This is a genomic window from Methylomonas methanica, from assembly GCF_001644035.1.
Lineage (GTDB): Bacteria > Pseudomonadota > Gammaproteobacteria > Methylococcales > Methylomonadaceae > Methylomonas > Methylomonas methanica_A.
This window is the reverse complement of record NZ_LUUG01000117.1, coordinates 1-22777: the sequence shown is the minus strand read 5'-3', so window position 1 is coordinate 22777 and position 22777 is coordinate 1. Positions and strand designations below refer to the sequence as shown.

22 protein-coding genes and 1 pseudogene are annotated in these 22777 nt (G+C 52.6%); 16 read left to right on the top strand and 7 right to left on the bottom strand.

Annotated elements, in window-relative coordinates; all coding sequences use genetic code 11:
* Positions 1-44: 44 nt before the first annotated feature.
* The 3 genes from A1332_RS21275 to A1332_RS21265 are packed head-to-tail and all read right to left on the bottom strand — an operon-like array spanning position 45 to position 4275.
* Positions 45-2693 carry a hybrid sensor histidine kinase/response regulator gene (locus tag A1332_RS21275; protein ID WP_064010421.1) on the bottom strand — a complete coding sequence of 883 codons (2649 nt, stop codon included), beginning with the start codon at positions 2691-2693 and terminating at the stop codon, positions 45-47.
* Positions 2690-3148: a hypothetical protein gene (locus A1332_RS21270; protein WP_064010420.1), complete on the bottom strand. Its 459-nt coding sequence runs from the start codon at positions 3146-3148 to the stop codon at positions 2690-2692. The genes A1332_RS21275 and A1332_RS21270 overlap by 4 nt, the downstream gene beginning before the upstream one ends.
* A complete protein-coding gene (locus A1332_RS21265) occupies positions 3145-4275 on the bottom strand; it encodes a hypothetical protein (protein WP_157204077.1) in 1131 nt (376 codons plus the stop codon). Before A1332_RS21265 ends, A1332_RS21270 begins: the two co-directional genes overlap by 4 nt.
* A gap of 599 nt (positions 4276-4874) precedes the next feature.
* On the opposite strand from A1332_RS21265, the gene A1332_RS25450 reads away from it, so the two are divergent.
* The 10 genes from A1332_RS25450 to A1332_RS21225 all read left to right on the top strand — a co-directional run bounded on the left by A1332_RS25450 (position 4875) and on the right by A1332_RS21225 (position 12933).
* Positions 4875-5063, top strand: coding sequence for a hypothetical protein (locus A1332_RS25450; RefSeq protein WP_157204076.1), 189 nt, complete (start codon positions 4875-4877; stop codon positions 5061-5063).
* A 213-nt stretch (positions 5064-5276) separates the two neighbouring features.
* A complete protein-coding gene (locus A1332_RS21260) occupies positions 5277-5603 on the top strand; it encodes a hypothetical protein (protein WP_064010418.1) in 327 nt (108 codons plus the stop codon).
* Positions 5604-5767: 164 nt separating this feature from the next.
* Positions 5768-5941: a hypothetical protein gene (locus A1332_RS25775; protein ID WP_197491528.1), complete on the top strand. Its 174-nt coding sequence runs from the start codon at positions 5768-5770 to the stop codon at positions 5939-5941.
* A gap of 134 nt (positions 5942-6075) precedes the next feature.
* Complete coding sequence (gene dusA, locus A1332_RS21255) at positions 6076-7080, top strand: tRNA dihydrouridine(20/20a) synthase DusA (RefSeq protein ID WP_082879818.1); 1005 nt, start codon at positions 6076-6078, stop codon at positions 7078-7080.
* Positions 7081-7119: 39 nt separating this feature from the next.
* Positions 7120-7662, top strand: a complete 543-nt coding sequence (folE, locus tag A1332_RS21250; RefSeq protein WP_064010416.1) for a GTP cyclohydrolase I FolE — start codon at positions 7120-7122, stop codon at positions 7660-7662.
* A 5-nt stretch (positions 7663-7667) separates the two neighbouring features.
* The gene (gene hemH / locus A1332_RS21245; protein ID WP_064010415.1) at positions 7668-8651 is read left to right on the top strand and encodes a ferrochelatase; all 984 of its coding nucleotides are present in this window, start codon (positions 7668-7670) and stop codon (positions 8649-8651) included.
* 32 nt (positions 8652-8683) lie between these two features.
* Positions 8684-10276 (top strand): MutS-related protein, encoded by a 1593-nt coding sequence (locus A1332_RS21240; protein WP_064010414.1) that lies wholly within the window; start codon positions 8684-8686, stop codon positions 10274-10276.
* Positions 10273-11469: a formate-dependent phosphoribosylglycinamide formyltransferase gene (gene purT / locus A1332_RS21235; RefSeq protein WP_064010413.1), complete on the top strand. Its 1197-nt coding sequence runs from the start codon at positions 10273-10275 to the stop codon at positions 11467-11469. The genes A1332_RS21240 and purT overlap by 4 nt, the downstream gene beginning before the upstream one ends.
* A gap of 24 nt (positions 11470-11493) precedes the next feature.
* Positions 11494-12069, top strand: a complete 576-nt coding sequence (locus A1332_RS21230) for a lytic transglycosylase domain-containing protein (RefSeq protein WP_064010412.1) — start codon at positions 11494-11496, stop codon at positions 12067-12069.
* Positions 12070-12933, top strand: coding sequence for an HDOD domain-containing protein (locus A1332_RS21225; protein ID WP_064010411.1), 864 nt, complete (start codon positions 12070-12072; stop codon positions 12931-12933).
* Positions 12934-12950: 17 nt separating this feature from the next.
* Here the strand turns inward: A1332_RS21225 and A1332_RS21220 are convergent, their stop codons facing one another.
* Positions 12951-13529 carry a Maf family protein gene (locus A1332_RS21220; protein WP_064010410.1) on the bottom strand — a complete coding sequence of 193 codons (579 nt, stop codon included), beginning with the start codon at positions 13527-13529 and terminating at the stop codon, positions 12951-12953.
* A gap of 68 nt (positions 13530-13597) precedes the next feature.
* Here A1332_RS21220 and A1332_RS21215 point away from each other — a divergent pair, with 68 nt between their 5' ends.
* The 6 genes from A1332_RS21215 to fabG all read left to right on the top strand — a co-directional run bounded on the left by A1332_RS21215 (position 13598) and on the right by fabG (position 18184).
* On the top strand, positions 13598-14116 hold the full coding sequence (locus tag A1332_RS21215) for a YceD family protein (protein ID WP_064010409.1): 519 nt from the start codon (positions 13598-13600) through the stop codon (positions 14114-14116).
* 1 nt (position 14117) lies between these two features.
* Positions 14118-14300 carry a 50S ribosomal protein L32 gene (gene rpmF / locus A1332_RS21210; protein WP_020482631.1) on the top strand — a complete coding sequence of 61 codons (183 nt, stop codon included), beginning with the start codon at positions 14118-14120 and terminating at the stop codon, positions 14298-14300.
* A 210-nt stretch (positions 14301-14510) separates the two neighbouring features.
* Positions 14511-15539: a phosphate acyltransferase PlsX gene (plsX, locus tag A1332_RS21205; protein WP_082879817.1), complete on the top strand. Its 1029-nt coding sequence runs from the start codon at positions 14511-14513 to the stop codon at positions 15537-15539.
* The gene (locus A1332_RS21200) at positions 15536-16504 is read left to right on the top strand and encodes a beta-ketoacyl-ACP synthase III (RefSeq protein ID WP_064010407.1); all 969 of its coding nucleotides are present in this window, start codon (positions 15536-15538) and stop codon (positions 16502-16504) included. Before plsX ends, A1332_RS21200 begins: the two co-directional genes overlap by 4 nt.
* 2 nt (positions 16505-16506) lie before the next feature.
* Positions 16507-17463 (top strand): ACP S-malonyltransferase, encoded by a 957-nt coding sequence (gene fabD / locus A1332_RS21195; protein ID WP_064010406.1) that lies wholly within the window; start codon positions 16507-16509, stop codon positions 17461-17463.
* Positions 17396-18184, top strand: coding sequence for a 3-oxoacyl-ACP reductase FabG (fabG, locus tag A1332_RS21190; RefSeq protein WP_231890380.1), 789 nt, complete (start codon positions 17396-17398; stop codon positions 18182-18184). Before fabD ends, fabG begins: the two co-directional genes overlap by 68 nt.
* Before the next feature lie 79 nt (positions 18185-18263).
* On the opposite strand, the gene A1332_RS21185 is transcribed toward fabG, so the two are convergent.
* From A1332_RS21185 to A1332_RS26165, 3 genes and pseudogenes are all read right to left on the bottom strand, one after another.
* Complete coding sequence (locus A1332_RS21185; protein WP_064010404.1) at positions 18264-19193, bottom strand: response regulator transcription factor; 930 nt, start codon at positions 19191-19193, stop codon at positions 18264-18266.
* Positions 19190-22567 (bottom strand): response regulator, encoded by a 3378-nt coding sequence (locus A1332_RS21180; RefSeq protein WP_064010403.1) that lies wholly within the window; start codon positions 22565-22567, stop codon positions 19190-19192. The genes A1332_RS21185 and A1332_RS21180 overlap by 4 nt, the downstream gene beginning before the upstream one ends.
* A gap of 26 nt (positions 22568-22593) precedes the next feature.
* Positions 22594-22777: pseudogene (locus A1332_RS26165) on the bottom strand (hypothetical protein); the annotation flags it as partial.

The following is a 22777-nucleotide window of genomic DNA, read 5'->3' as shown; positions in this document are numbered from 1 at the left end:
GCATTTCTCCTTAACTTAACCTATCCAAAACATCGGCGGCAGCATTATTCCTGAAACTCGTGCAAATAGTCCTGAATAGCCGGCTCCAACCGGATGCTAGCTTGTTGCAGTAACTCGTAACTGGCGGCCGCATCGACAAAAGCGGCTTCGTGGCCCATCGTCTCCAGCTGCTGGGCGATCTTGCCGAACGGGAATGCACCGATACTGTTGGCCGAGCTTTTTAGCGTATGCGCGGATAGTCGCAATAAATCCGCATCCTGCCGCTGTATCGCATCCGCCATGTCGTTCAACAACGGTGTGGACTGCTCCTGGAACAAGGTCATCATTTTGCACAACATCTGCTGTCTGCCGCGCACCCGGTTTAAGGCTTGTTGCCAATCCAGCGCCGGCTCGGCCAATAGCGCAGACGCTACGCTGTTGTTGTCCGCTTGTTCTGTTCCCGCCATATTCCAGCACTCCACCATTGCCAACAAATCCTGTTCTTGCACCGGTTTGGCGATGTAATCGTCCATACCGACGGCTAAACAGCGTTCCTTATCGCCTTTCAAGGCGTGTGCGGTCATCGCGATAATGCGCATACGTTTGCCGGTCTCGCGCTCTCCGGCCCGAATCGCTTCGGTAGCCTGAAAGCCGTCCATTACCGGCATCTGTACATCCATCAAGATCAAATCGAACAAGGTATCGGTCGCCAGTATATCCAGCACTTCCTGTCCGTTGTTGGCCACCTTTACGGTATGGCCGCGTTCTTCCAGCAACACTACTGCCATGTATTGGTTAACCGGATTATCTTCCGCCAACAAAATTTTTAATTTACGAGGCGGCTCGGCCAATACTGTTGGCGAGGCTTCAGAGGCTTTGGCGGATTTACCCAACGCCGATTGAATGGCATTCCATAACTCGGAATGTTTGACGGGTTTACGCACGTACAGATTAATGCCCAAATCGTGGCAGCGTTCGCAATCGTCAGGACGGTCGGCTGACGACAACATCATGATGGTCACCGGCTCGAAGCGTTGATCTTCTCTGATGGCTTGCGCCACCATGAAACCGTCCATGATCGGCATCATCGCATCGAGTAGAATCAAGGCATAGGCTTCACCGGTTTCCGCCATGTTCCGCAATGCGGCGATAGCCGCGTCACCGCTATCGACAGTGGTGGGGCGCATGCCCCAATGGTTCAAGATTTCCGAGAACACCCGTAAATTGATGGCATTGTCGTCCACGATCAACACCGGAAGATTTTTGACGTCGATCAGCGGTTGAAAGGGTGCATCAACCTCGCTTTTAGTGTGCCTGTCAAACACGGCGGTAAAGAAAAAAGTACTGCCTTTATGTTCCTCGCTTTCCAGCGACAGACGCCCGCCCATCAATTCGACCAGCCGCGAGGAAATCGACAAACCCAAACCGGTGCCGCCGAATTTCCGCGTCGAAGAAGCGTCTATTTGCGCGAAGGCTTCAAAAATAAGCTGTTGTTTATCCGGCGAAATGCCAATGCCCGTATCGCTAACCGCAATTTGCAGGCAGACTTTGTTTTCGTCGACCGATTCAGGTTTGACCTGCACCACGATTTCGCCGTGCTGGGTAAATTTGATGGCATTGCCGACCAAATTGATAATAACCTGATTCAAACGGCCAACGTCGCCAAGCAAATCGTCCGGGGTTTCCGGGTCGATGCGCAGCATTAACTCCAAGTCTTTTTCGTGGGCATGGCCGGCCAGTAACTTTAACGTATCACCAAGACTCTCGCGGACTTTAAAGGGCGCATGGTCAAGCTCGAGTTTACGGGCCTCGATTTTGGAAAAATCCAGAATATCGTTAACGATACGCAGCAAAGCATCCGCCGAGCTGTTCGCCATCCCCAGAAACTCGCGCTGCTGCGGGGTAAGTTCGGTACGCAAGGCCAGGCCTATCATGCCAATGATACCGTTCATCGGCGTGCGGATTTCATGGCTCATATTCGCCAGGAACTCGCTCTTCGCCCCGGCCGCCTGCAACGCCGCGTCACGGGCGGAAAGCAAGGCTTGACGCATTTTTTCCAGATGCTCCGCCAACGCCGCCACTTCGGTAATCTTGGTGCCGGAATTAAATTGCCCGGTGTGATTGCCGGCGGCGATTTGTTCGGCTTCGTCACGTAAACGTTCCAGCGGCATGACCAGTTTGCGCCCGAACAGGCCAACCACCAATAGGGTCAAGCCCATGTAAACCGCGACAAAATAGGCGCTACGCTGATAGATAGTGGCAATGTCGCGTTGAATCTGCCGTTCGTCGTATCCCAGCCTTAACATCGCCAGCGAGCCGTCTTCCGGATTCAGAATCGGCACGGCTAAAAAATAAATATCGTCGTCGTGCTCGCCGAAGAAAAAATCTTCCTGAAATTGCTGCTGGGCATTGAGCTCGATGTCCGCGCGAATATTGCCGCGCTCGGTGGCAATTTCCGCAAACGCCAAACGGCCGTTCAACAGAAACTCGCCTAACAAGCCTTGCAATTCGCCGGCCTTGCTATGCTCCAGCCGCGGCGTGACCAGATTGCTGAATAACAAAGCATCGGACCTGACGTAATTGACAAACTGCGCTTCCAAACTGGGCTTAATCACCCGATAAATGCCAAACAACAACACTGGCACCAACAGCAAATGAATACCGACAACAGCCAGAATCATTCGGCCATTAAAACTATGAAAAAACCGACTCATTCCAGGGCTCCTTGCCATAACACATTGACGGATTTAAGGCCTTGATTGGCCCTGACTTGATCCTCCCACAAATAGGTCACCGTGCCCGGATTCTGTTGCAGCGTATCGACCAAGCTCTTCAGATCGTTAAAACTTTCCGGACGTTTACCGCCGAGACGGAAAACCACCGATATGGTCTGGCTTTCATAGGCATTAGCCGACATGAAGGCCACTTTTTGCAGAAATACTTCGAAAATTAACGGATCGCTGATGTTCAATAACGGAACGGGATGCTCACCGCCCTTCTCCAGCGGTACGCCCAGAAACAATTTTCTGGCCTCCTGCACGGTCAAAGCCGGCATGGACGAGTTGGCGCTGGTGGCCAGTACCAGAGAGTGGCGAGTGATAGCCCACAGGCTCTGCGCACCCAGCAGCAGTAATAGACCAGCGATACCTAGGCCGCGAAGCAGTTTCATGGAAACACCGCGCTCCATTGAAACATCACTTGCCCGAAATGATCGTCGCGTAAATGATCGCGGGAGGCTTCAAGCTTTAAAGAATTGGTATGATTGAGTTTGTAGCGTACGCCACCGAGAAACCTGTCCTCGACGTATCGGGGAAACATCGCCAGATACGGATCATCCCTACCTCCAAATGTGCCTTCGACCCGCCCGACCAAAGTCCAGGTCGGATTGAGTTCCCATTCGACTTGCCCGTAAGCGCTAAGAAAATCATCGTAGCTTTTACCGCCCAACCGACTTTCCAAGGTGTTGTTCACATAGACAATTTCGCTTAGCAGCCTTACTGATTGAATTTGTTTATTCGCATAAGCGCTAGCGACAAATTGACTAACGTTTCTTACGGCGGGCTCGTCGGAACGAATTTGGTTATACGCTCCGGAAACGCCGAATTCGTCCACGCCGAAGCTGATGGGTTGATAGCCCAGCCGAAACGATACACCGGGTCGACGGGAACCTCCCGGCTCCACGAGATTGAATGCTTCCAAACCTTTATTAATTTGCGGGCCCGCGCCAGCCCCAACCGAGTAATAAAGGCCGCCCTCACCCAGATCGTGGACGCCTTCCCATAAAAACCCGGTCAAGTGGTTGGGTATCACGCCGCCGGCCGTTTCGAACGCCATAATGCCGGGCCTGCTGATAGTGGTTTGCAGAAACGCGCCGTGATGAAACTGCATGTTCCAGTAGCCGATCGGGTTATGAAAGCGACCAAGCCACAGAGTAGCTTCGTCCCCTACGTGCATACCCAATTGAAATCTTTCCAAGTTATGGGTTTTGGTACTGACCAGCCATTCGCCGAGAAACCGAAAGCGCTGATAGTCGGTGGTGTAAAACACGTTAATCTCTGGGATAACCTCGCTATTACTGAGTTTTTTTTGAGGTTCTTGATCGAAACGGACGATACCGGTCAAAGCCGGAAACAACAAAAAATCACCCGGCAGCCCAGTGGCGCCATGGCTGGACATATGTCCCATATGACCTGCGGCAACTGCCGTGACGGGAACCACGGTGGCGAGTGCGCTGAGACAAGAAACGATAGCGCCGCTTAGCGTTTTGAATATAGCCGGATAGTATCGTTGCCGCATGCTGACTCTCAAGCATTTCATCGGTAGGACACGCACACTACCTAGTTAAATGGGAATATCCTCCCGATACGTTTAAAGCGAAATGTATCACATATTTTTGCATGGTTGACGATATTTCGTCAAAACTTAACCGCCGGTAAAACCCCTTAGCAGCATCACTAAAAATGCGACGGGCTTGTCCAAATTCAGCTCATTAACTGACCGGACCCTTACAAATCGTCGCGCTGGTGCTGGAGAGACCGCCGTAGAGGTACCCATAACCCCAAAGCTTAATACCGACTTTTAATTGACCGACAACCTGCAAAAGGCTCTAACGTCCCTGAATCATCGACTCGCCCGAATACTTTGTACGACATTTCGTAAACGCTACGATATTTAGTGCTGAAATCAACAATTTCTTGTGTATTTTTTCACTGCTTTCCAGCATTGTCAGCTCATAAAATAACGCAGAAACAATTAGTTAAAATATTTACCGCATGCCCGCATCTCTAGTGGCATTGGTTTTGCGGTGTGTAGTTTAGCTCTCCTTACAAAGAGCCGGACACCCAACAAACCCATAGCGCGTTATTTTCACAAATTCCGATTACGAGGCGATCACCATGAAAACACTCCAGCAGATTACTCGTTGCAAAAGATGCGGCGACTTATTGTCAGCTCATGAAAAATCACATGCCGACCACGAAGGCCTTTGTGCATTCTGCAACCACATGCGCAGTGAAGCACTGGAAATTCACCAAGAAATACATGCCAAAAATCGCGTGGCGAAAATTCACTTCAGATTGGTTTAAGCATTGCCTTGTTATAAGTCTGGCTGCGCAACGATAAACGGCAGCCTATAACTATCACTAGGTTCAACCGGGTCGCGAATCAGAGTCGTTATTCAACGTTTTTGCCGGTCACAGCAAAAGCATTGGCGCTAATTTCTAAAACATTCACACCTGTTTGCGCATTAAAAGGTCTGCTCGCAAAGTTTTTATAACCCCAACATTAGGAGACAAACAATGAATTCCGAAGAAATCCTGAAAACCTGTGTACGCGAGCTAAAGCGTTGCGGCATAAGCTTTTTGCTGATCATTATCGGCGTATTTCTGGCCACCCAAAACGCCCCCGCCGCAACCATGCCGAAGCACAAGCAATGCATGGGCAGCATGGAAACAATTAACGCGCTTGCCTCACGCCCGCTCAAACCCGGCACTCAGGCTTTGGTCCAGCCGGTTGGTAATTCGCTCCATCGGTTTCATGCCAAGCAAACCAACAGCAAATGCGTTGGCAACCTCACTGAGAACAAAGCCGGCAAACAGTACAACCGAACACTATCGGTAAACTGAGTTACCTCGAAACGTCCACGCGGACAAACCAGATAGCCATCCCCGACTCCCAAGCAACTCGACAACGCTATTTCAAAACAGCACCGAGGATTTTTTCGCTCTTAATAGCTGCATTTGCCAACAACGTGTTAGCTTTTAGCATCATTTAATATCGGCGGGGCAATATGAATCCGACAAACCTTACGAGAATCAAATGTGCGATAGTCTTTATCGTGTTTATGCTGTTTAGCGTCGGCCCGATCCCGATTACCAGCAGCATCGGTTTGTACGTGGTGATTTTTAGACCTCGGTGGTTTAAAGAATTGGTCGACAAGATTTACACGGGTAAAGCCGACTGATATTTTCCTATCCTACCGCTTTGCTCTTTCAGCCTCATCAACGTCTGATTGCCTACTGCCGTTTTTATTCAGTCCGGCACAGTATAATAAAGTCACCGAATTTAAATCCTGCTTCCCAACTACCAGAACCATCGATGACCGCTGACCGCGTCCATGTACGACCACAAGCTGACAAAAACCTAGCCTGTAGATTCTCCGTAGCACCCATGCTGGATTGGACTGACCGGCATTGTCGGCATTTTCATAGAAGCTTATCCCGACATGCCTTGCTGTACACTGAAATGGTCACCTCCGGCGCTATCTTGCATGGCAACCGCGACCGGCATTTACAGTTCAATCAAACAGAACACCCGGTGGCTTTGCAACTGGGTGGCAGCAATCCTGCGGATTTAGCCGAATGCGCAAAAATTGCCGCCGACTATGGTTACGACGAGATCAATTTAAACGTCGGCTGCCCTAGCGACCGTGTGCAAAATGGCCGCTTTGGCGCCTGCTTGATGGCCGAACCCGAATTGGTCGCAGAGTGCGTGGCAGCGATGCGCCAAGCGGTATCGATGCCGGTGACTGTGAAGTCGCGGATCGGTATCGATGATCGCGATTCCTACGACGAACTTACACATTTCATAAAGACTGTGGCGGCGGCCGGTTGCGAGACGTTTATCGTCCATGCCCGCAAAGCCTGGTTGTCCGGCCTGTCGCCCAAACAGAATCGTGACGTGCCGCCGCTGCGTTATGACGTGGTGTTTCAGTTGAAGCAAGATTTCTCAATGCTAAAGATCGTCATCAATGGCGGCATCGAATCCTTGGATAGCTCGCTGGATTTATTGACGCAAGTCGACGGCGTCATGCTGGGCCGGGAGGTGTATCACAATCCCTATTTATTGGCGGAAGTAGACCGGCGCTTGTTTAACGACGAGCATCATATCCAGTCGCGGCAAGAGACGGTATTGGCAATGCTGCCTTACATAGAGCAGCAATTGCAACAAGGCGTGAGACTGCATTGCATTGCCCGGCATATGTTGGGTCTGTTTCATGGTGTCGATGGTGCGCGGGCCTGGCGCCGCCATCTCAGCGAAAACGCCACCCGTTTTGGAGCCGGCAGTCAGGTGATTTTGGACGCCTTAGAATTTACAGTTTGATGCTGTATACTCACGACATTTTTTTACTCGGGGGCGGCAATGGAAGAATATTTCTCCAAAATCATTCAAGCGATAGGCGAAGACGTGAATCGGGAAGGTTTGCGGGACACGCCGAAACGGGCCGCAAAAGCCTTTAAATTCCTGAATAACGGTTACGAAAAAACCCTGGAAGAGGTATTGAACGGCGCGATATTTCAAGCCGACACCGAAGACATGGTGATCGTGAAAGACATCGAGCTTTACTCCTTATGCGAGCATCATCTATTACCGTTCATCGGTAAATGCCACATCGGCTACCTGCCGAAAGGCAAAGTCTTGGGCTTGTCCAAGTTGGCACGGATCGTCGATATGTACGGTCGCCGCTTGCAAATTCAGGAACAATTGACTCGGCAAATTGCCAAGGCAGTGGAAACAGCCATCGACGCCCGCGGCGTGGCGGTGGTCATCGAAGCCAAACATCTCTGCATGATGATGCGCGGCGTGGAAAAACAAAACTCGGTGATGACCACGTCGGTGATGCTGGGCATTTTTCGAGAAGAAATCAGCACCCGCTCCGAATTCCTGAACCTGATCAATCGCTGAAAAACATGACCGACACAAGCGCGAAAAAAGTTGGGGTGTTACTGGTCAACCTGGGTTCACCCGCTTCCCCAAAAACCGGCGATGTGCGCCGCTTCCTGCGCGAGTTTCTTGGCGACCCACGGGTGGTCAATTTGCCCAGACCGTTATGGTGGCTGATTCTGAATCTGTTCGTGCTGCCGTTTCGGCCCAAAAAATCGGCGCATGCCTATCAATCAATCTGGACCGAACAAGGCTCGCCCTTGATCGTATTCACCGAAAAGCTAACCGCCAAGTTGCAAGGTTTTGCGGGAGTAGATGGCTCGAATTTGGTCATCGACTGCGCGATGCGCTACGGCAAGCCGGCCTTGCGGGAAAAGCTGCAAAACTTTCAGAAACAAGGTGTCCAGGAAATCGTCATCCTGCCTTTGTATCCGCAGTATTCCTCCACCACCACCGCCTCGATTTTCGATGTGGTTGCCGAGGAATTTGTCAGTTGGCGACACATGCCCGGCCTACATTTCATCAGCGACTTTCATGAACACCCCAGTTACATCGAAGCCTTGGCGCAATCGGTTCGCCAGCATTGGCAAGCCAACGGTCAGGCCGAATTGCTGCTGCTGTCGTTTCACGGCTTGCCGGCCAAGCTGACAGAATGGGGCGACCCGTATTTCTATCAATGCCAAACCACGGGCCGCCTGCTCGCCGAGCAGTTGGGACTGAACGAGCAACAATGGAAACTGGTGTTTCAATCGCGTTTCGGCAAGGCCGAATGGCTGAAACCCTATTGCGTGGAAGTGTTGCAGGAATTGCCGCAACAAGGCATCAAAAACGTCGACGTGATTTGTCCGGGATTCTCGGTAGACTGTTTGGAAACGCTGGAAGAGATCGCCATCGCCAACCAGGAAATCTTTCTGGAAGCCGGCGGTGAGACCTATCGCTACATTCCGTGTTTAAACGACAGCGACGCTCATGTCGAGGTGATGCTTGATTTAATCAAAACCGTGCACTAAATAAAGCGCGGCACATAAAAACCGGGGGTAATATGCAACAAAACATCTTACAAAGCTGGAACGACGAATGGCCGGCGGTACGCACAAGCCAACCCTTGCCTACCGGTGAAGGCGTGATCGATCAAGGCGCGTTTAACACCATAGAAGTGGACGAGCTATTCGATTATGTCAACTACGCCAGCACTACCGCCGGTAAAACCGTGCTGTATCGCTCGTTAAGCCAACCCTTGGGCGATCTGGAGGCGATAGCCGCAAAACAAGCAGCGGTACGGGAAATTCAAGACAATCCCGATGTGCGCGCCAACGTGGAAAATATTGTCGCCAATGCCGCCGCGTCGGAAAACCGGCTGTATTTATTATTATTCGGCGAATTTCTCGGCGGTTTCGGCACGGCTCGCGAAGACTATCAAATCGAAGGTTACGGCTACAAACAATACGTACGCGGCATACGCGTGGTTTTGAATTTAGTTGGTGCGATCTACAACTCCGGCAAGCCGCAAAGCCCTTATCTGCAAAGCGTGTTCGAAAAAATCGGCAATTTTTCCCACAGCAACGAGTATTCGCTGATGGTCGGCCCGGTCTATAACAGCGAGAAAGGCCTGCAAAGCAAGGAAGAACGCAAAAACTCGTTCTCACCTGCCACAATCTTCCGGCCCACTCTGTTCAAGCCTATGCTGATCGGTTTGTTGATCGCCGCTATCTGGGGCTTGATGCAGATCTTCCCGACCGACATGTTCCAGGTCACCCGCGACGGTTTGTCGGTGGCTTCGGTGTTTTTTCTGCCTTTGGCCTTGGCTTATATTCCGGTAATCGGCGGTTACGACCGAGACAACTGCATCATTCCGCTACGCACTATTTATAAAAACTCGCAGGCGCTCGGCGACATGCTGGACGGCCTGGGCCAACTAGACGAGTTGCTGGCCTTTATCAAATATGCCGAAGATTACGGCAGCGAGATGGTGCTGCCGGAACTGAACGCCAGCGAACGCCATAACATCAAATTGGTTGCAGCGAAGAACCCGGTGCTGGGTCAAAAAAATCCGACCTATGTTGGCAACGATTTTAGTATGGACGACGAACGTCTGGTCTGCGTGACCGGTCCCAATAGCGGCGGCAAAACCGCATTCTGCAAAACAGTCACGCAAATTCAATTGCTGGCGCAAATCGGCTGCTTCGTGCCGGCCCAAGCTGCCAGTTTGAGTGTCGCCGATCGAATTTTCTATCAATGCCCGGAAATCAGTCATCTCGACGATGGCGAAGGCCGTTTTGGCACGGAACTGAAACGCACCCGCGATATTTTCCTGGCCAGCACCGCAAAAAGCTTGGTCGTGCTTGACGAAATGGCGGAAGGCACTACCTTTGAAGAGAAGATGCAGTCGTCTATCGACGTGCTGGATGGTTTTTACCGCAAAGGCAACAGCACCATTTTAATTACCCATAACCATCAATTGGTGGACGAGTTTGTGAAAAGAAAAATCGCGGTCCCCAAACAAGTGGAATTTGCCGACGACTTGCCGACATTTAAATTGATAGCCGGCATTTCCAGAGTCAGCCACGCCGACCGGGTCGCGAAAAAAATTGGTTTTTCCAAACAAGACATCGATAACTATTTAGCAAAATCATGAAAATAGGCACCCCTGACAGCGTCAGCGCCACCAAAGCATTATTACTGGGCAGCGGCGAATTAGGCAAAGAAATCGCCATTTCCCTGCAACGCTACGGCGTGGAAGTGATTGCCGTGGATCGCTACGCCGGTGCGCCGGCAATGCAAGTCGCGCACCGTAGCCACGTGATCGACATGACCAATCCAGCGGCGGTAAAGACGCTCATTGCCGCCGAACGGCCGCATTACATCATCCCCGAAATCGAAGCGATTGCCACTGACGCGTTGGCGGAAATCCAAGCCCAAGGCCACACCACCATCGTACCCAACGCCAGGGCGATTCAATTGACGATGAACCGCGAGGGCATCCGCGAGCTGGCTGCCGCCGAACTCGGTTTACCGACCTCGAATTACGCCTTTGCCGAAACCTTTGAACAACTAAAAGCCGCCGTCAATGACGGCATTGGCTATCCCTGTTTTATCAAACCCACCATGTCCTCGTCCGGCAAAGGCCAATCCATGGTCAAAAGCACCGATCAGTTGCAGGCCGCCTGGGATTACGCCAAGGCCGGCGGCCGCGCCGACACCGGCAAGGTGATTGTCGAAGCCAAGATCGACTTTGATTTTGAAATTACGCTGCTGACAGTGCGGGCGCTGGATGGCGACGGCCAGGTACAAACCTATTTCTGCGAACCAATCGGTCACCGCCAGGAAAACGGCGATTATCGGGAAAGTTGGCAGCCGCAGGCGATGAGCGCCAAAGCAATTGCTTTATCTCAGCAAATTGCCGACAAAGTGACTACCGCACTAGGCGGATTGGGTTTATTCGGCGTGGAATTATTCATCGCTGGGGATCAAGTCTGGTTTAGCGAAGTCAGCCCCCGCCCGCACGACACCGGCATGGTGACGATGGCCAGCCAGCGGCAAAGCGAATTTGATTTACATGCCCGCGCCATCCTTGGTTTACCGGTCAACACCGCATTGGATAAAACCGCCGCCAGCTCGGTGATTCTAGGCGGCATAGACGCCAAAGCCGTGACCTATCATGGCTTGGAAAAAGCCCTGGCTGTTGCCGATACCGACATCCGCCTATTCGGCAAACCGGAAGCCTTCGTGGCGAGACGCATGGGCGTAGCACTCGCCACGGCCGACAATGTTAGCGATGCTCGCGCCAAGGCGGTCCAGGCGGCCAGCCTGATTAGCGTGACTGAATGAGTTCAATCGGTAAAAGGTGACGCGATGAAACCCCTGCTGGTTGCCACACTATCTATAGCGCTAATCACCGATGCGGGGGCGGACATTTTCAAATACACCGATCCGAGCGGTCGGGTGTATTACACCGACGAGCCGAAAAAAGGCTTCGATTACCGTTTGATCATCCGCACCCGGCCGCGCACTTACAGCCGCGACCTAAAATTTATGTCCGGCAATAAACTCAAATTTAACGATTTAGTTGCCAAGGCTGCGGCCAAGCATCAAATGGACCCCAAACTGCTGCATGCGGTGATTCAAGCCGAATCAGCCTATAACCCCAATGCGGTGTCGTCAGCCGGCGCGGTGGGTTTGATGCAATTAATGCCGGATACCGCGCGCCGTTACGGCGTCACCGACCGGCGCGATGCCGAGCAGAATGTCGACGGCGGCACCCGTTATTTGAAAGACTTGCTGGCAATGTTCAACTCCAATCTCACGCTGGCGGTGGCGGGTTACAACGCCGGAGAAGGCGCGGTGATGAAATACAATAACAGCGTGCCGCCCTATCCCGAAACCCGCAATTATGTGCAGCACGTGATGGCGCTGTATCGGAAAAGTTAATTGAAAGCAGCTGCCATCAAGCAATTGATTGCCGGCTCGACCGAACTGTTTTCCCTGCCTGATATTTATTTTCAACTCAGCGAGATGATCCGCGATTCGCGCTTTTCGCTGGCCGACATCGGCAAGGTTATCGCCAGGGACCCGGCCCTGAGCGCGCGCTTGTTGCGCGTGGTGAATAGCCCTTTCTACGGCTTTCAAGCCAAGATCGACACCATTTCCCGGGCGGTTACCGTGATAGGCATCGACGACTTGAGTAATCTGGTATTGGCGACCACAGTCGTTGATCGCTTCGGAAAAATTCCCGACGAGCTGATCGACATGACCTCGTTCTGGATGCGCAGCATACATTGCGCGGTCATTGCCCGTCTGCTGGCAAAAGCCAGCGCTGTGCTGCATACCGAAAGACTGTTCCTGGCTGGTCTATTGCATGACATAGGCTCGCTGCTGCTCAGTCAAAAAATGCCCGAGCAGTATTTAAGAGCATTGCTTGCCGCAGACCATAACCGCGCCTTGTTGGCCGGCTTCGAACAAGAACTGATTGGTTTCACTCATGCAGAGGTTGGTGGGGAATTGCTAAAAACCTGGGGCTTGCCGGAATCCCTCTACGAAACCATAGGCTGCTATCTGAACCCTGCCGATGCCCAAGTGCACAAATTGGACGCGCATTTGCTGCATATGGCGGCACGCCTGGTCGATAGCGGCCAACAAGCCGATGGTCTGGAATTAGCCGTTGCGGAGTTTTCTAATCAATCGTTAACGCTGGTGCGTTTAACTCGAGAGCAAATCATCTCGATGATGGAACAAGTCGAAGAGGAGTTTTTGCAGATGTTTGAATTACTCGGGCCGAACAAAAAATTTCATTAAACGCTATCGGCTGCCGATCAGAGTATATCGACGCCGAATTTTTCCAACAATGCCACCAGTTTTATCAACGGCAAACCGACCAAGGCATTAGGATCCTCGCCGACAATTTTACTGAATAGCGCAATGCCCAAACCTTCGGACTTGAAGCTGCCGGCACAATCGAAGGGCTGATCCAGATCGATGTAGTTTTCAATCTGCGGCGATGTCAGCCTTTTGAAATACACGCTGCAAACATCCATATCGCTTAAGCTTCGACCCGTTGCGCTATTCAAAACACAGATGCCGGTATAAAATCGCACGGTCCGGCCGGATTGCTTGGCAAGTTGTTGAATTGCCGCGTCGCGCCCGCCGGGCTTTCCCAATATTTCTTGGTCCAGCACGGCAACCTGATCGGAACCGATGATCAAATGGTTTGAGTATGTTTTGCCGACTTCTTCAGCCTTAGCCTGCGATAATCTGTGTACCAAAGCATCAGGCGATTCGCCCGATTGCGGGCTCTCGTCGATGTCGCTGCTGCAACTAAGGAAATCCAGACCCAGTTTTTCCAACAATTGGCGGCGGTATTTCGAACTCGAGGCAAGGACTATGGCGGTCATCGGTAGTTAGTGGTTTGAGTAGGTGTGCGTTTGACGCAACAGTTAGTTATCTGTATGATTGTACAGTTATGTCAGACAAGTTTCCCGACCATATCGATCCCTTATTGTTCGCCGAAAGACGTGGCGCGCTATCCGGGGATATAAAAATCGCTGCGCTCGAGCGCTTGTCTGATAGCGTGATCGATCATGGCGGCAGCGTTAGCGCCAAGATCGAATTTGGTAAGGAAGGCAAACGCATCGTCGTTGCCGGCCATATCGAGGGTGTTGTGGAGCTGGAGTGTCAGTCTTGTTTACAAGCACTGACCTGGCCGCTGGATATCGATTTTAAGTTGGCTGTTGTCTCTTCGCTACAGGAAGCAAAGCAACTAGACGATTGCGAACCGCTATTGCTGGACGGCGACACCCTATCGTTAAACGCCGTGATCGAAGACGAAATCCTGCTGGCATTGCCCGACTACCCTCGGCATGAACACGATTGTCTCGCGCACAACCGTTCGGAAGATGCCGATTACAGCGCAACAGATAGTCAGACTAAGGCTAACAACCCTTTTTCTGTTTTAGCAAAACTTAAAAAAACTGGAGATTGAAATGGCAGTACAAAAGAGCAAAGTATCGCGTTCCAGACGCGGTCAACGTCGTTCACACGATGCATTAGTCGGCAAAACCCTGGCTCAGGATCCATTGACCGGCGAAACCCATCTGCGTCACCACATGACGCCGGACGGTTTCTTCAAAGGCCGTCAAATCATTGCCGGCAACGACGAAGATTAATCGTTTTAAACTGCCATAGGCCGACTCGCAGCCCATTCGCAAGGCGAGTCGAGCAGCCCTCAGTCCAAGACCGGCCGCAAGTATCGCGTTTTCCAGCGCAATCGTCAGCACGACGGGCAGTAATATTTGATTTATTGATAGTCTCTGGGTAAGCCAACGCGTCGCTGGACAGCTGTTGGCTCCTTTCAACTACTGGAGTTAGTCCTAAGCGTGAGCTCAACTCTCTCAATTGATGCCATGGGCGGGGATTTCGGTCCTCAAGTTACCGTTCCTGCCTCACTGGCCTGTTTAAGAAAAAATCCGGACTTAAATCTGATCATGGTTGGCGATGAAGCGGTTCTTGGTAACCTGCTATCCCAAGCGCTGGTCGAGTTTAAAGGTCGGATCAGTATTCAACACGCCTCGCAAGTGGTCGAAATGGACGAAGCGCCGCAAAAAGCCTTGAAGAACAAAAAAGATTCTTCCATGCGCGTAGCGATTAACCTGGTCCAGGAAGGCAAGGCCGACGCCTGCGTCAGCGCCGGTAACACCGGAGCGCTGATGGCGACTGCCCGTTTTGTGCTGAAAATGATACCCGGCATCGAACGCCCGGCGATCATTTCCACGCTGCCGTCTACTTTCGGCCACACCCACATGTTGGATTTAGGCGCCAACGTCGATTCCAGTGCCGAACATCTCTACCAATTCGCCGTCATGGGCGAAGAAGTGGTCAAGGCCGTGGAAAACATCGATCGCCCGCGCATCGGCTTGCTAAACATCGGCGAAGAAGACATGAAAGGCAACGAACAAGTCAAAGCCGCCGCGAAATTACTGGAAAATTCCGGGCTGAATTATATCGGCTACGTCGAAGGCAACTCGATCAACGCCGGCAGCGTCAAAGTCGATTTGATCGTCGCCGACGGTTTCGTCGGTAACGTGGCCCTGAAATCGATAGAAGGCGCGGCAAAAATGATAGGCGGCAAACTGAAGGACAGTTTTTCGCAAAACTGGCTGACCAAATTAGCCGGCCTGATTGCTTATCCGGTTTTAAAGCGCTTTAAAGACAGCATAGACCCGCGCCTGTATAACGGCGCCAGTTTCATCGGCCTGCGCGGCCTGGTTATCAAAAGCCACGGCGGTGCCGATGCTTTGGCTTTCGAAACCGCCATCCATTTGGCGGAAGTGGAAGTCGCGCAGGGCGTTATTCGTAAAATCAGCGAAAAACTAGAACTCGCGCTGACCCAAAAGGTTGATGAATGACACGCTGGACTCATGTTATCGGTACGGGCGGCTATCTGCCCGAAACCATCCGCACCAATGACGATATCTCCGCCACGGTGGACACATCCGACAGCTGGATCTATGAAAGAACCGGCATCAAAAGTCGCCGCATAGCCGGACCGGAAGAAACCGCGTCCAGCATGGCGGAAATCGCCGCTAGGCAAGCCATTGAGATGGCCGGCATCGCCGCTACAGACATCGACATGATCATCGTGGCCACGGGCACCCCGGATCGCGTCTATCCCAGCACCGCCTGCCTATTGCAGGAACGTTTGGGTATCAAGCAATGCGTCGGTTTCGATATTCAGGCTGCCTGCTCGGGTTCCGTTTACGGGCTGAGCATCGCCGATCAATACCTGAAAACCGGTTTCGCCAAGAATGTGTTGGTGGTTGGCTCGGAAATTTGTTCCCGCATCGTCGATTGGACCGACCGCGGCACCTGTATTCTGTTCGGCGACGGTGCCGGCGCAATTTTGCTGACATCTAGCGATAAGCCGGGCATTTTGTCCACGCATATTCATTCCGATGGCGGCTACGAAGATTTATTGTATTGCTCCAATCCGCAGGTAGCGGCGGTCGCCAAACAAAACGAAATGGCTTACATCAGCATGCGCGGCAACGAAGTATTCAAGGTCGCGGTCAACACGCTAGGCCGGATTGTCGATGAAACCCTGGAAGCCAACGGCTTGCAGCAAAGCGATATTGATTGGTTGGTGCCGCATCAAGCCAACACCCGCATCATCGCCGCCACCGCCAAAAAGCTGGGCATGTCCATGGATCAGGTGATTCTGACCTTGGAGAACCAAGGCAACACCTCGTCTGCCTCGGTGTTATTGGCATTTAACGAAGGTGTGCGCGACGGCCGTATTCAACGCGGACAAACCGTATTAATGGAAGCTTTTGGAGCCGGATTCACCTGGGGTTCCGCATTAATCAGGTACTAAACATGACGACGATAGAACAAAGTTACAATCTGGCATTCGTATTTCCCGGACAAGGCTCGCAAGCTGTCGGTATGCTGGGCACACTGGCCGCCGCCAATCCGCTGGTCAAGCAAACTTTCGAGCAAGCTTCGGACACGCTGGGATTCGACCTTTGGAATCTGGTCGCCAACGGCCCGGACACCGACTTGAACCAAACCCATAACACCCAACCGGCAATGCTAGCGGCCGGCGTTGCGGTATGGCGGGCCTGGTGCGAAAAAACTGATATCAAACCCGCCTGGATGGCCGGCCACAGCTTGGGCGAATATACCGCCCTGGTCTGCTCCGGCGCGCTGGGCTATGAAGACGCCATTCGTCTGGTGGCCGAGCGCGGCCGACTGATGCAGGAAGCCGTACCAGCCGGAGAAGGCGCGATGGCAGCTATTCTGGGCCTGGAAGATCATCAAGTCGTCAATACCTGCGCCGAAGTTGCCAATGGCGAAATCGTTGCTGCCGCCAATTTCAACGCCCCTGGTCAAGTTGTGATTGCCGGCGAAACCGCTGCGGTGGAACGCGCGATGGAAGCCTTGAAAGCACTGGGCGCCAAACGCGCCTTAAAGTTACCGGTCAGTGTGCCGTCCCACTGCGCACTAATGGAAGCCGCCTCAGACAAACTAAACGAAATGCTGCAAGGCCTTAACGTCGAGATGCCGAATAGCACGTTGATCCACAACGCCGACGTCAAATCTCACGGTTCGCCGGAAGTGATTCGCTACGCGTTGAAAGAACAATTGTTCAAACCGGTACGTTGGGTGGAAAGCGTCAAATTCATGCACGAACAAGGGGTTACCGCCTTTGTCGAATGCGGACCCGGCAAAGTATTAGTCGGCTTGAACAAACGCATCGCGCCGGATGCCGCGCATTACACACTATACGACCCCGAAACCATTGACAACGTTGTGGAGCAACTCCGTGGATAAAAAACTCGCCATTGTTACCGGCGCCAGCCGCGGCATAGGACGGGCCATTGCCGAAAAATTAGTCGCCGACGGATTTTTTGTCGTCGGTACCGCCACCTCCGATAGCGGCGCAGAGGCTATTTCCGCTTATCTGGGCGAGAACGGCAAAGGTTATAAATTGAATGTCGCCGATTCCGCCGATATCGAAAGCTTTATCAAAACCACGGGCGATGCCTACGGCACACCGGCAGTCCTGGTCAACAACGCCGGCATCACCCGCGACAACCTATTAATGCGGATGAAAGACGAAGAATGGGACGATATCATCAGCACCAACCTGACCTCTATCTTCCGGATGAGCAAAGCCGTGTTGCGCAGCATGATGAAGGTCCGTTACGGCCGCATCATCAATATTTCCTCAGTCGTTGGCTCCACCGGCAACGCAGGCCAAGCCAACTATGCCGCAGCGAAAGCCGGCATGATCGGCTTTGCTAAATCCATGGCCAAAGAAGTCGGTTCACGCGGTATCACCGTAAACACCGTTTCCCCCGGTTTTATCGATACCGATATGACTAAGGAATTGTCCGAAGACATTAAGAACGCCCTGCTGGGTTCGATCGCGCTGGGCCGTTTAGGTCAGCCGGAAGAAATTGCCCATGCCGTGTCTTTCCTGGCCTCCGAGCAAGCCTCCTACATCACCGGCGAGACATTGCATGTGAATGGCGGGATGTACATGCCTTAAAGAAGGTAAGCTTTCTCCAAGCCAAACAAAAAAGGCCTGCAACTATTAAAAAGTTGTCGGCCTTTTTTAATACTCCGAACTAACCGCGTTGCAACACCATCGCCACCGCCGCCGCCCGCGTGGAAACTCCCAGTTTCTCGAAAATATGTTCCAGATGTTTGTTCACGGTTCTGGGACTGGTGGTAAGGATGATGCCGATCTCCTTATTGGTTTTGCCGCGGGCAATCCACATTAAGATTTCAGCCTCGCGAAACGTCAATTTCAATTTGTCGCGCAAGGTTTCCGGAGTCCATTGCGCGTCTTCCCGTTGCAACAGCAGCAGATATTCATCCGGATGCTGGCAAGCACTCACTCTAAGCGTAAACCCCGGCGCCAGGCGATGAGCGTCGGATTCGGTTTCCGCATCATTCCGCCCACTTTGCCGCAACCAACGCTGAAACCAGCCGTGCAGCGACTCCGGCAGCGTGCCATCCGCAGCCTTTGGCATCGCCTGCAATTCGGAAAAATCCGCTAACCATTCTCTGGCCGCCGGCGTTAGCCAAACAATACCGCCCGCCGCATCGACCGCCACTGCGGCAAATTCGTGATGATCCAGCAAACTCTCGGCCCGCCGTAAGTTGCGGGATTGAGTCAGATGCACTTCGATACGCGCCAACACCTCTGCCGGCCGAATCGGTTTGACGATGTAATCCAAGGCGCCCTCGCCAAAGCCGCGCAATAAATCGTCCAGCTCGCTCAAGCCGGTCATGAACAATACCGGAATCGGCGCGGTCGCCGGGTCGGCTTTTAGGCGGCTACAAGTCTCGAAGCCGTCGATGCCCGGCATCATCACGTCCAGCAAAATAATGTCGGGCTTAACATATTGAATCTGTTCAATGGCCGAACAACCATCGGTAGCCACCAATACCCGATAATTGGCTTCGGACAGCGTATCGGATAACAAAGCCAGATTGCCTGGCGTATCATCGACTATCAATACAGTGCCATTGCTCGCGGATACTTCCATCATCGGGACACCTCCTGTTTGTGCATATTCAACAATTTTCTGATTTCGCCTACCCGAAATTGGTTGGCTAAAGCCATCAGCTTGGCAAAAAAAGCGCTATAGCGCGGCTCGGTCTGATTGAGTTGTGCCAGCACTTTCTTCAATGCCAACAAGTCGCCTATCCTGACGCATTCCACGCAGACTTGTATTAATTCCGGCGGCGGCACCAGCATCGGCTCGCTCGCTTTCTCGGGAACCGCTTGCACACCATCGTCTTGATAAACCCAGGTCAGCGACAAATACAGCTTTAGCTTGCTGATCAGCTGCGGGACTTGAATCGGCTTGGACAGAAAATCGTTGCACCCCGCATTTAACACCGCCAACCGATCGCCGGGATAGGCATTGGCGCTCAGCACCAGAATCGGCATCTGTAAACCAAGCTCGCGCAGACGCATCGCGGTTTCGATACCGTCTATGCCGCTCATGGAAATATCCAGCAGAATCAGATCCGGCTGCTGTTCCGCCACCTTGTCCAAACAGGCCTCGCCGGAATCGGCCTCTTCCAGATAAAAACCCAACGGCTCGAGCAAGGACAACAATAACTCCCGATGTTCGCGCTGGTCGTCGACCACCATGATCCGCCGGCGCGCGCCTTGATAGCCGATGATAGGCGCGTGGGGTTCCGCTTCATTTTCCACCCCCAGACTTGGCAACAACAGCCTAACGCTAAAGGTAGATCCCTCGCCGACACGACTTTGCACCGTCAACTCGCCGCCCATCACCTCGGTGAGGATTTTACTGATGGTCAGCCCCAAACCGCTACCCGACACCGCATTGCCGGTCGGCGTATCCAACCGCGTGAACGGTTGAAAGATATTTTGCAATTGCTGCTCGTCAATGCCGCTGCCGGTATCGGACACCTGAAAGCTGGCGACACCGCTGCTGTAACCGATCCGAAATACGATGCCGCCCTGGCTGGTGAACTTGACGGCATTGCCGAGCAGGTTCATCAATATCTGCCCTACCCGTTTTTCATCACCGCGTATGCGCTGCGGCAACACGGTGGTCAGCTGACAATTGAAACTCAAGCCCTTGTCTTCGGCTTGCGCTTTGAAGACATGCACCAGATGTTCGATAAAGCCGGGAAAATCAATCGGCTGATATTTAAAATCGAATTTGCGCGCCTCGATGCGGGCAATATCCAGAATATCCTCGATCAACGCGCTCAAGTGCTCGCCGCTGCGTTTTAAGGTATCGACGGCTTGCCGGCGGTTTTCCGGGATATTCTGGTCCTGATTTAAAATGTGGGCGTAGCCGACGATGCTGTTCAACGGCGAACGAATCTCGTGACTCATATTACTTAAAAACCGACTCTTGGCCTGATTGGCGGCATCCGCCATCCGTCGTGCCTGCTGCAACTTTAGATCGGTTTGTTTGTGCTGTTCGATTTCCAGCAGCAGCAATTGGGTCTGTTTGGCGGTTTCCTCATGCGCCACCCGTCGGCTCTCCGCGTTCAAAATCAGCCACCAGGTGCACAGGCCGATAAACACCAGCAAGGACGCATATATCTTCAGGAAGTTGTTGATCAACAAGCCAAAGGCCGGCTGGTTATGCTGGACGCTCAGTAAATCCTGGTAATAAATGATACTGATAAAAATCCCGGTCAGGATGGTCAGAAAACCGAACAACAGCCCAAAGCGCAACAGGCGCAAACGCGCGGTGATGCCGATAAAATCCGGCATCAGGCTCTTGGCCAGACTCTCCAAATAATCGTCGAAGCGAAATCCCGGCTTGCAGGCATCCAGACAACGGGCGTCCAGCGTACAGCACAAGGAACAAATACTGCCGGCATAGGCCGGACAATAGGCCATGTCATCGTGCTCGAATTCGTTCTCGCAAATCGAGCATTTGTCTTGCGACTTACGATTGTGCTTTTTCCGGTCGCGCGCCAGATAATGTTTACCGCCGCAACAATACGCGATGATCGGCACCAGTAAAAAGGCTAAACCCAAAGCAATAAATGCCGAAAAAGCCTTGGGCCATTCGCCGAACAGCCCGACATAAGCCAGAATCGACACGACCGACGCCACAAACGTCGCAACCATCCCCACCGGATTCAGATCGGACAAATAGGCGCGCTTGAATTCGATTTCCTTCGGGCTGAGTCCCAGCGGTTTGTTGATCATCAACTCCGCCGCCACCGCGCTGATCCAGGCAATCGACATATTCGAAAATAAACCGAGCACTTTCTCCAGCGCGCCGAATACGCCAAACTCCATCAACAACAAGGCGATGAGCACGTTAAACAACAACCACACTACCCGCCCCGGATGGCTATGCGTCAACCTTGAGAAAAAATTCGACCAGGCCAGCGAACCGGCATAAGCGTTGGTGACATTGATCTTGATCTGGCTGAGAACGACGAATAAGGTCGTGGTCGCCAAGGCCCATTGCGGATTTTCGAACAACTCGTTATAGGCCACCAGATACATTTGCGTCGGTTCGTGAGCATGCTGCGGACTGATGCCGTGCCGAATCGCCAGATGCGCCAGCAAGGCGCCGGCGATTTGCCGAACCACCCCGAACACGATCCAGCCCGGACCGGCCGCCAGCATCGCCGCCCACCACTTGAATTTATTGGCCTTGGTCTTATCCGGCATGAAGCGCAGAAAATCCACCTGCTCGCCGATTTGCGCGACCATCGAAAACGCTACGGTGGTCGCGGTGCCGAACAACAGCCAATCAAAACCTTCGCCACTGCCGGCAATCCAGAAGTAAGTTTTTAAAGTCATCAGTGCTTCCGGCTCGGCATGGGCCACAGCAATGTAAGGCGCAATCAACAGCGCCAGCCAAATTGGCTGCGTCCATAACTGCATCCGGCTGATCGTGGTAATCCCAAACGTCACCAGCGGCACCACGATCACCGCACTGACCACATGCGCAAGGGCCAGCGGAATCTGGAAATACAATTCAATCGCCAACGACATGATCGAAGCCTCCAGCGCAAACAGCGTGAAGGTAAACGAGGCGTAAATCAGCGAGGTAACGGTAGAGCCGATGTAACCGAAACCGGCGGCACGGGTCAGCAAATCGATATCGATATGGTAGCGGGCCGCGTAATAACTGATCGGCAAGCTGGTGATGAAAATCACGATACCAACAATCAGAATCGCCCAGCAAGCATTGGTAAAGCCGTAATTGATCGACAAAAAGCCGCCGATCGCTTCCAGCACCAGAAACGAGGTCGAGCCGAACGCGGTGTTGGCGACCTGGAACTCGCTCCATTTCCGGAAACTGCGCGGCGCATAGCGTAGCGCGTAGTCTTCCAGGGTTTCGTTGGCGACCAGGGCGTTGTAGTCGCGGCGGATTTTGGTGATGTTTTGGTGAATGGCTTTCATTTTTGATGTGTCGCTAACGCGACGGGTTATTTTAGATGTCGGTTCGCGGACCGACAGCCGCGATACTTTTCTTTGCTTGTCCAAAGAAAAGTATCCAAAAGAAAAGACACCCGAATGCCGTTTATTCCCTGCGCTCCTCGTTTTTGAACGGGGTTGCCGAAAGGGGCTTCCTGCCCCTTCGGCAACGCGATGCATCCCTGCATCGCCCCT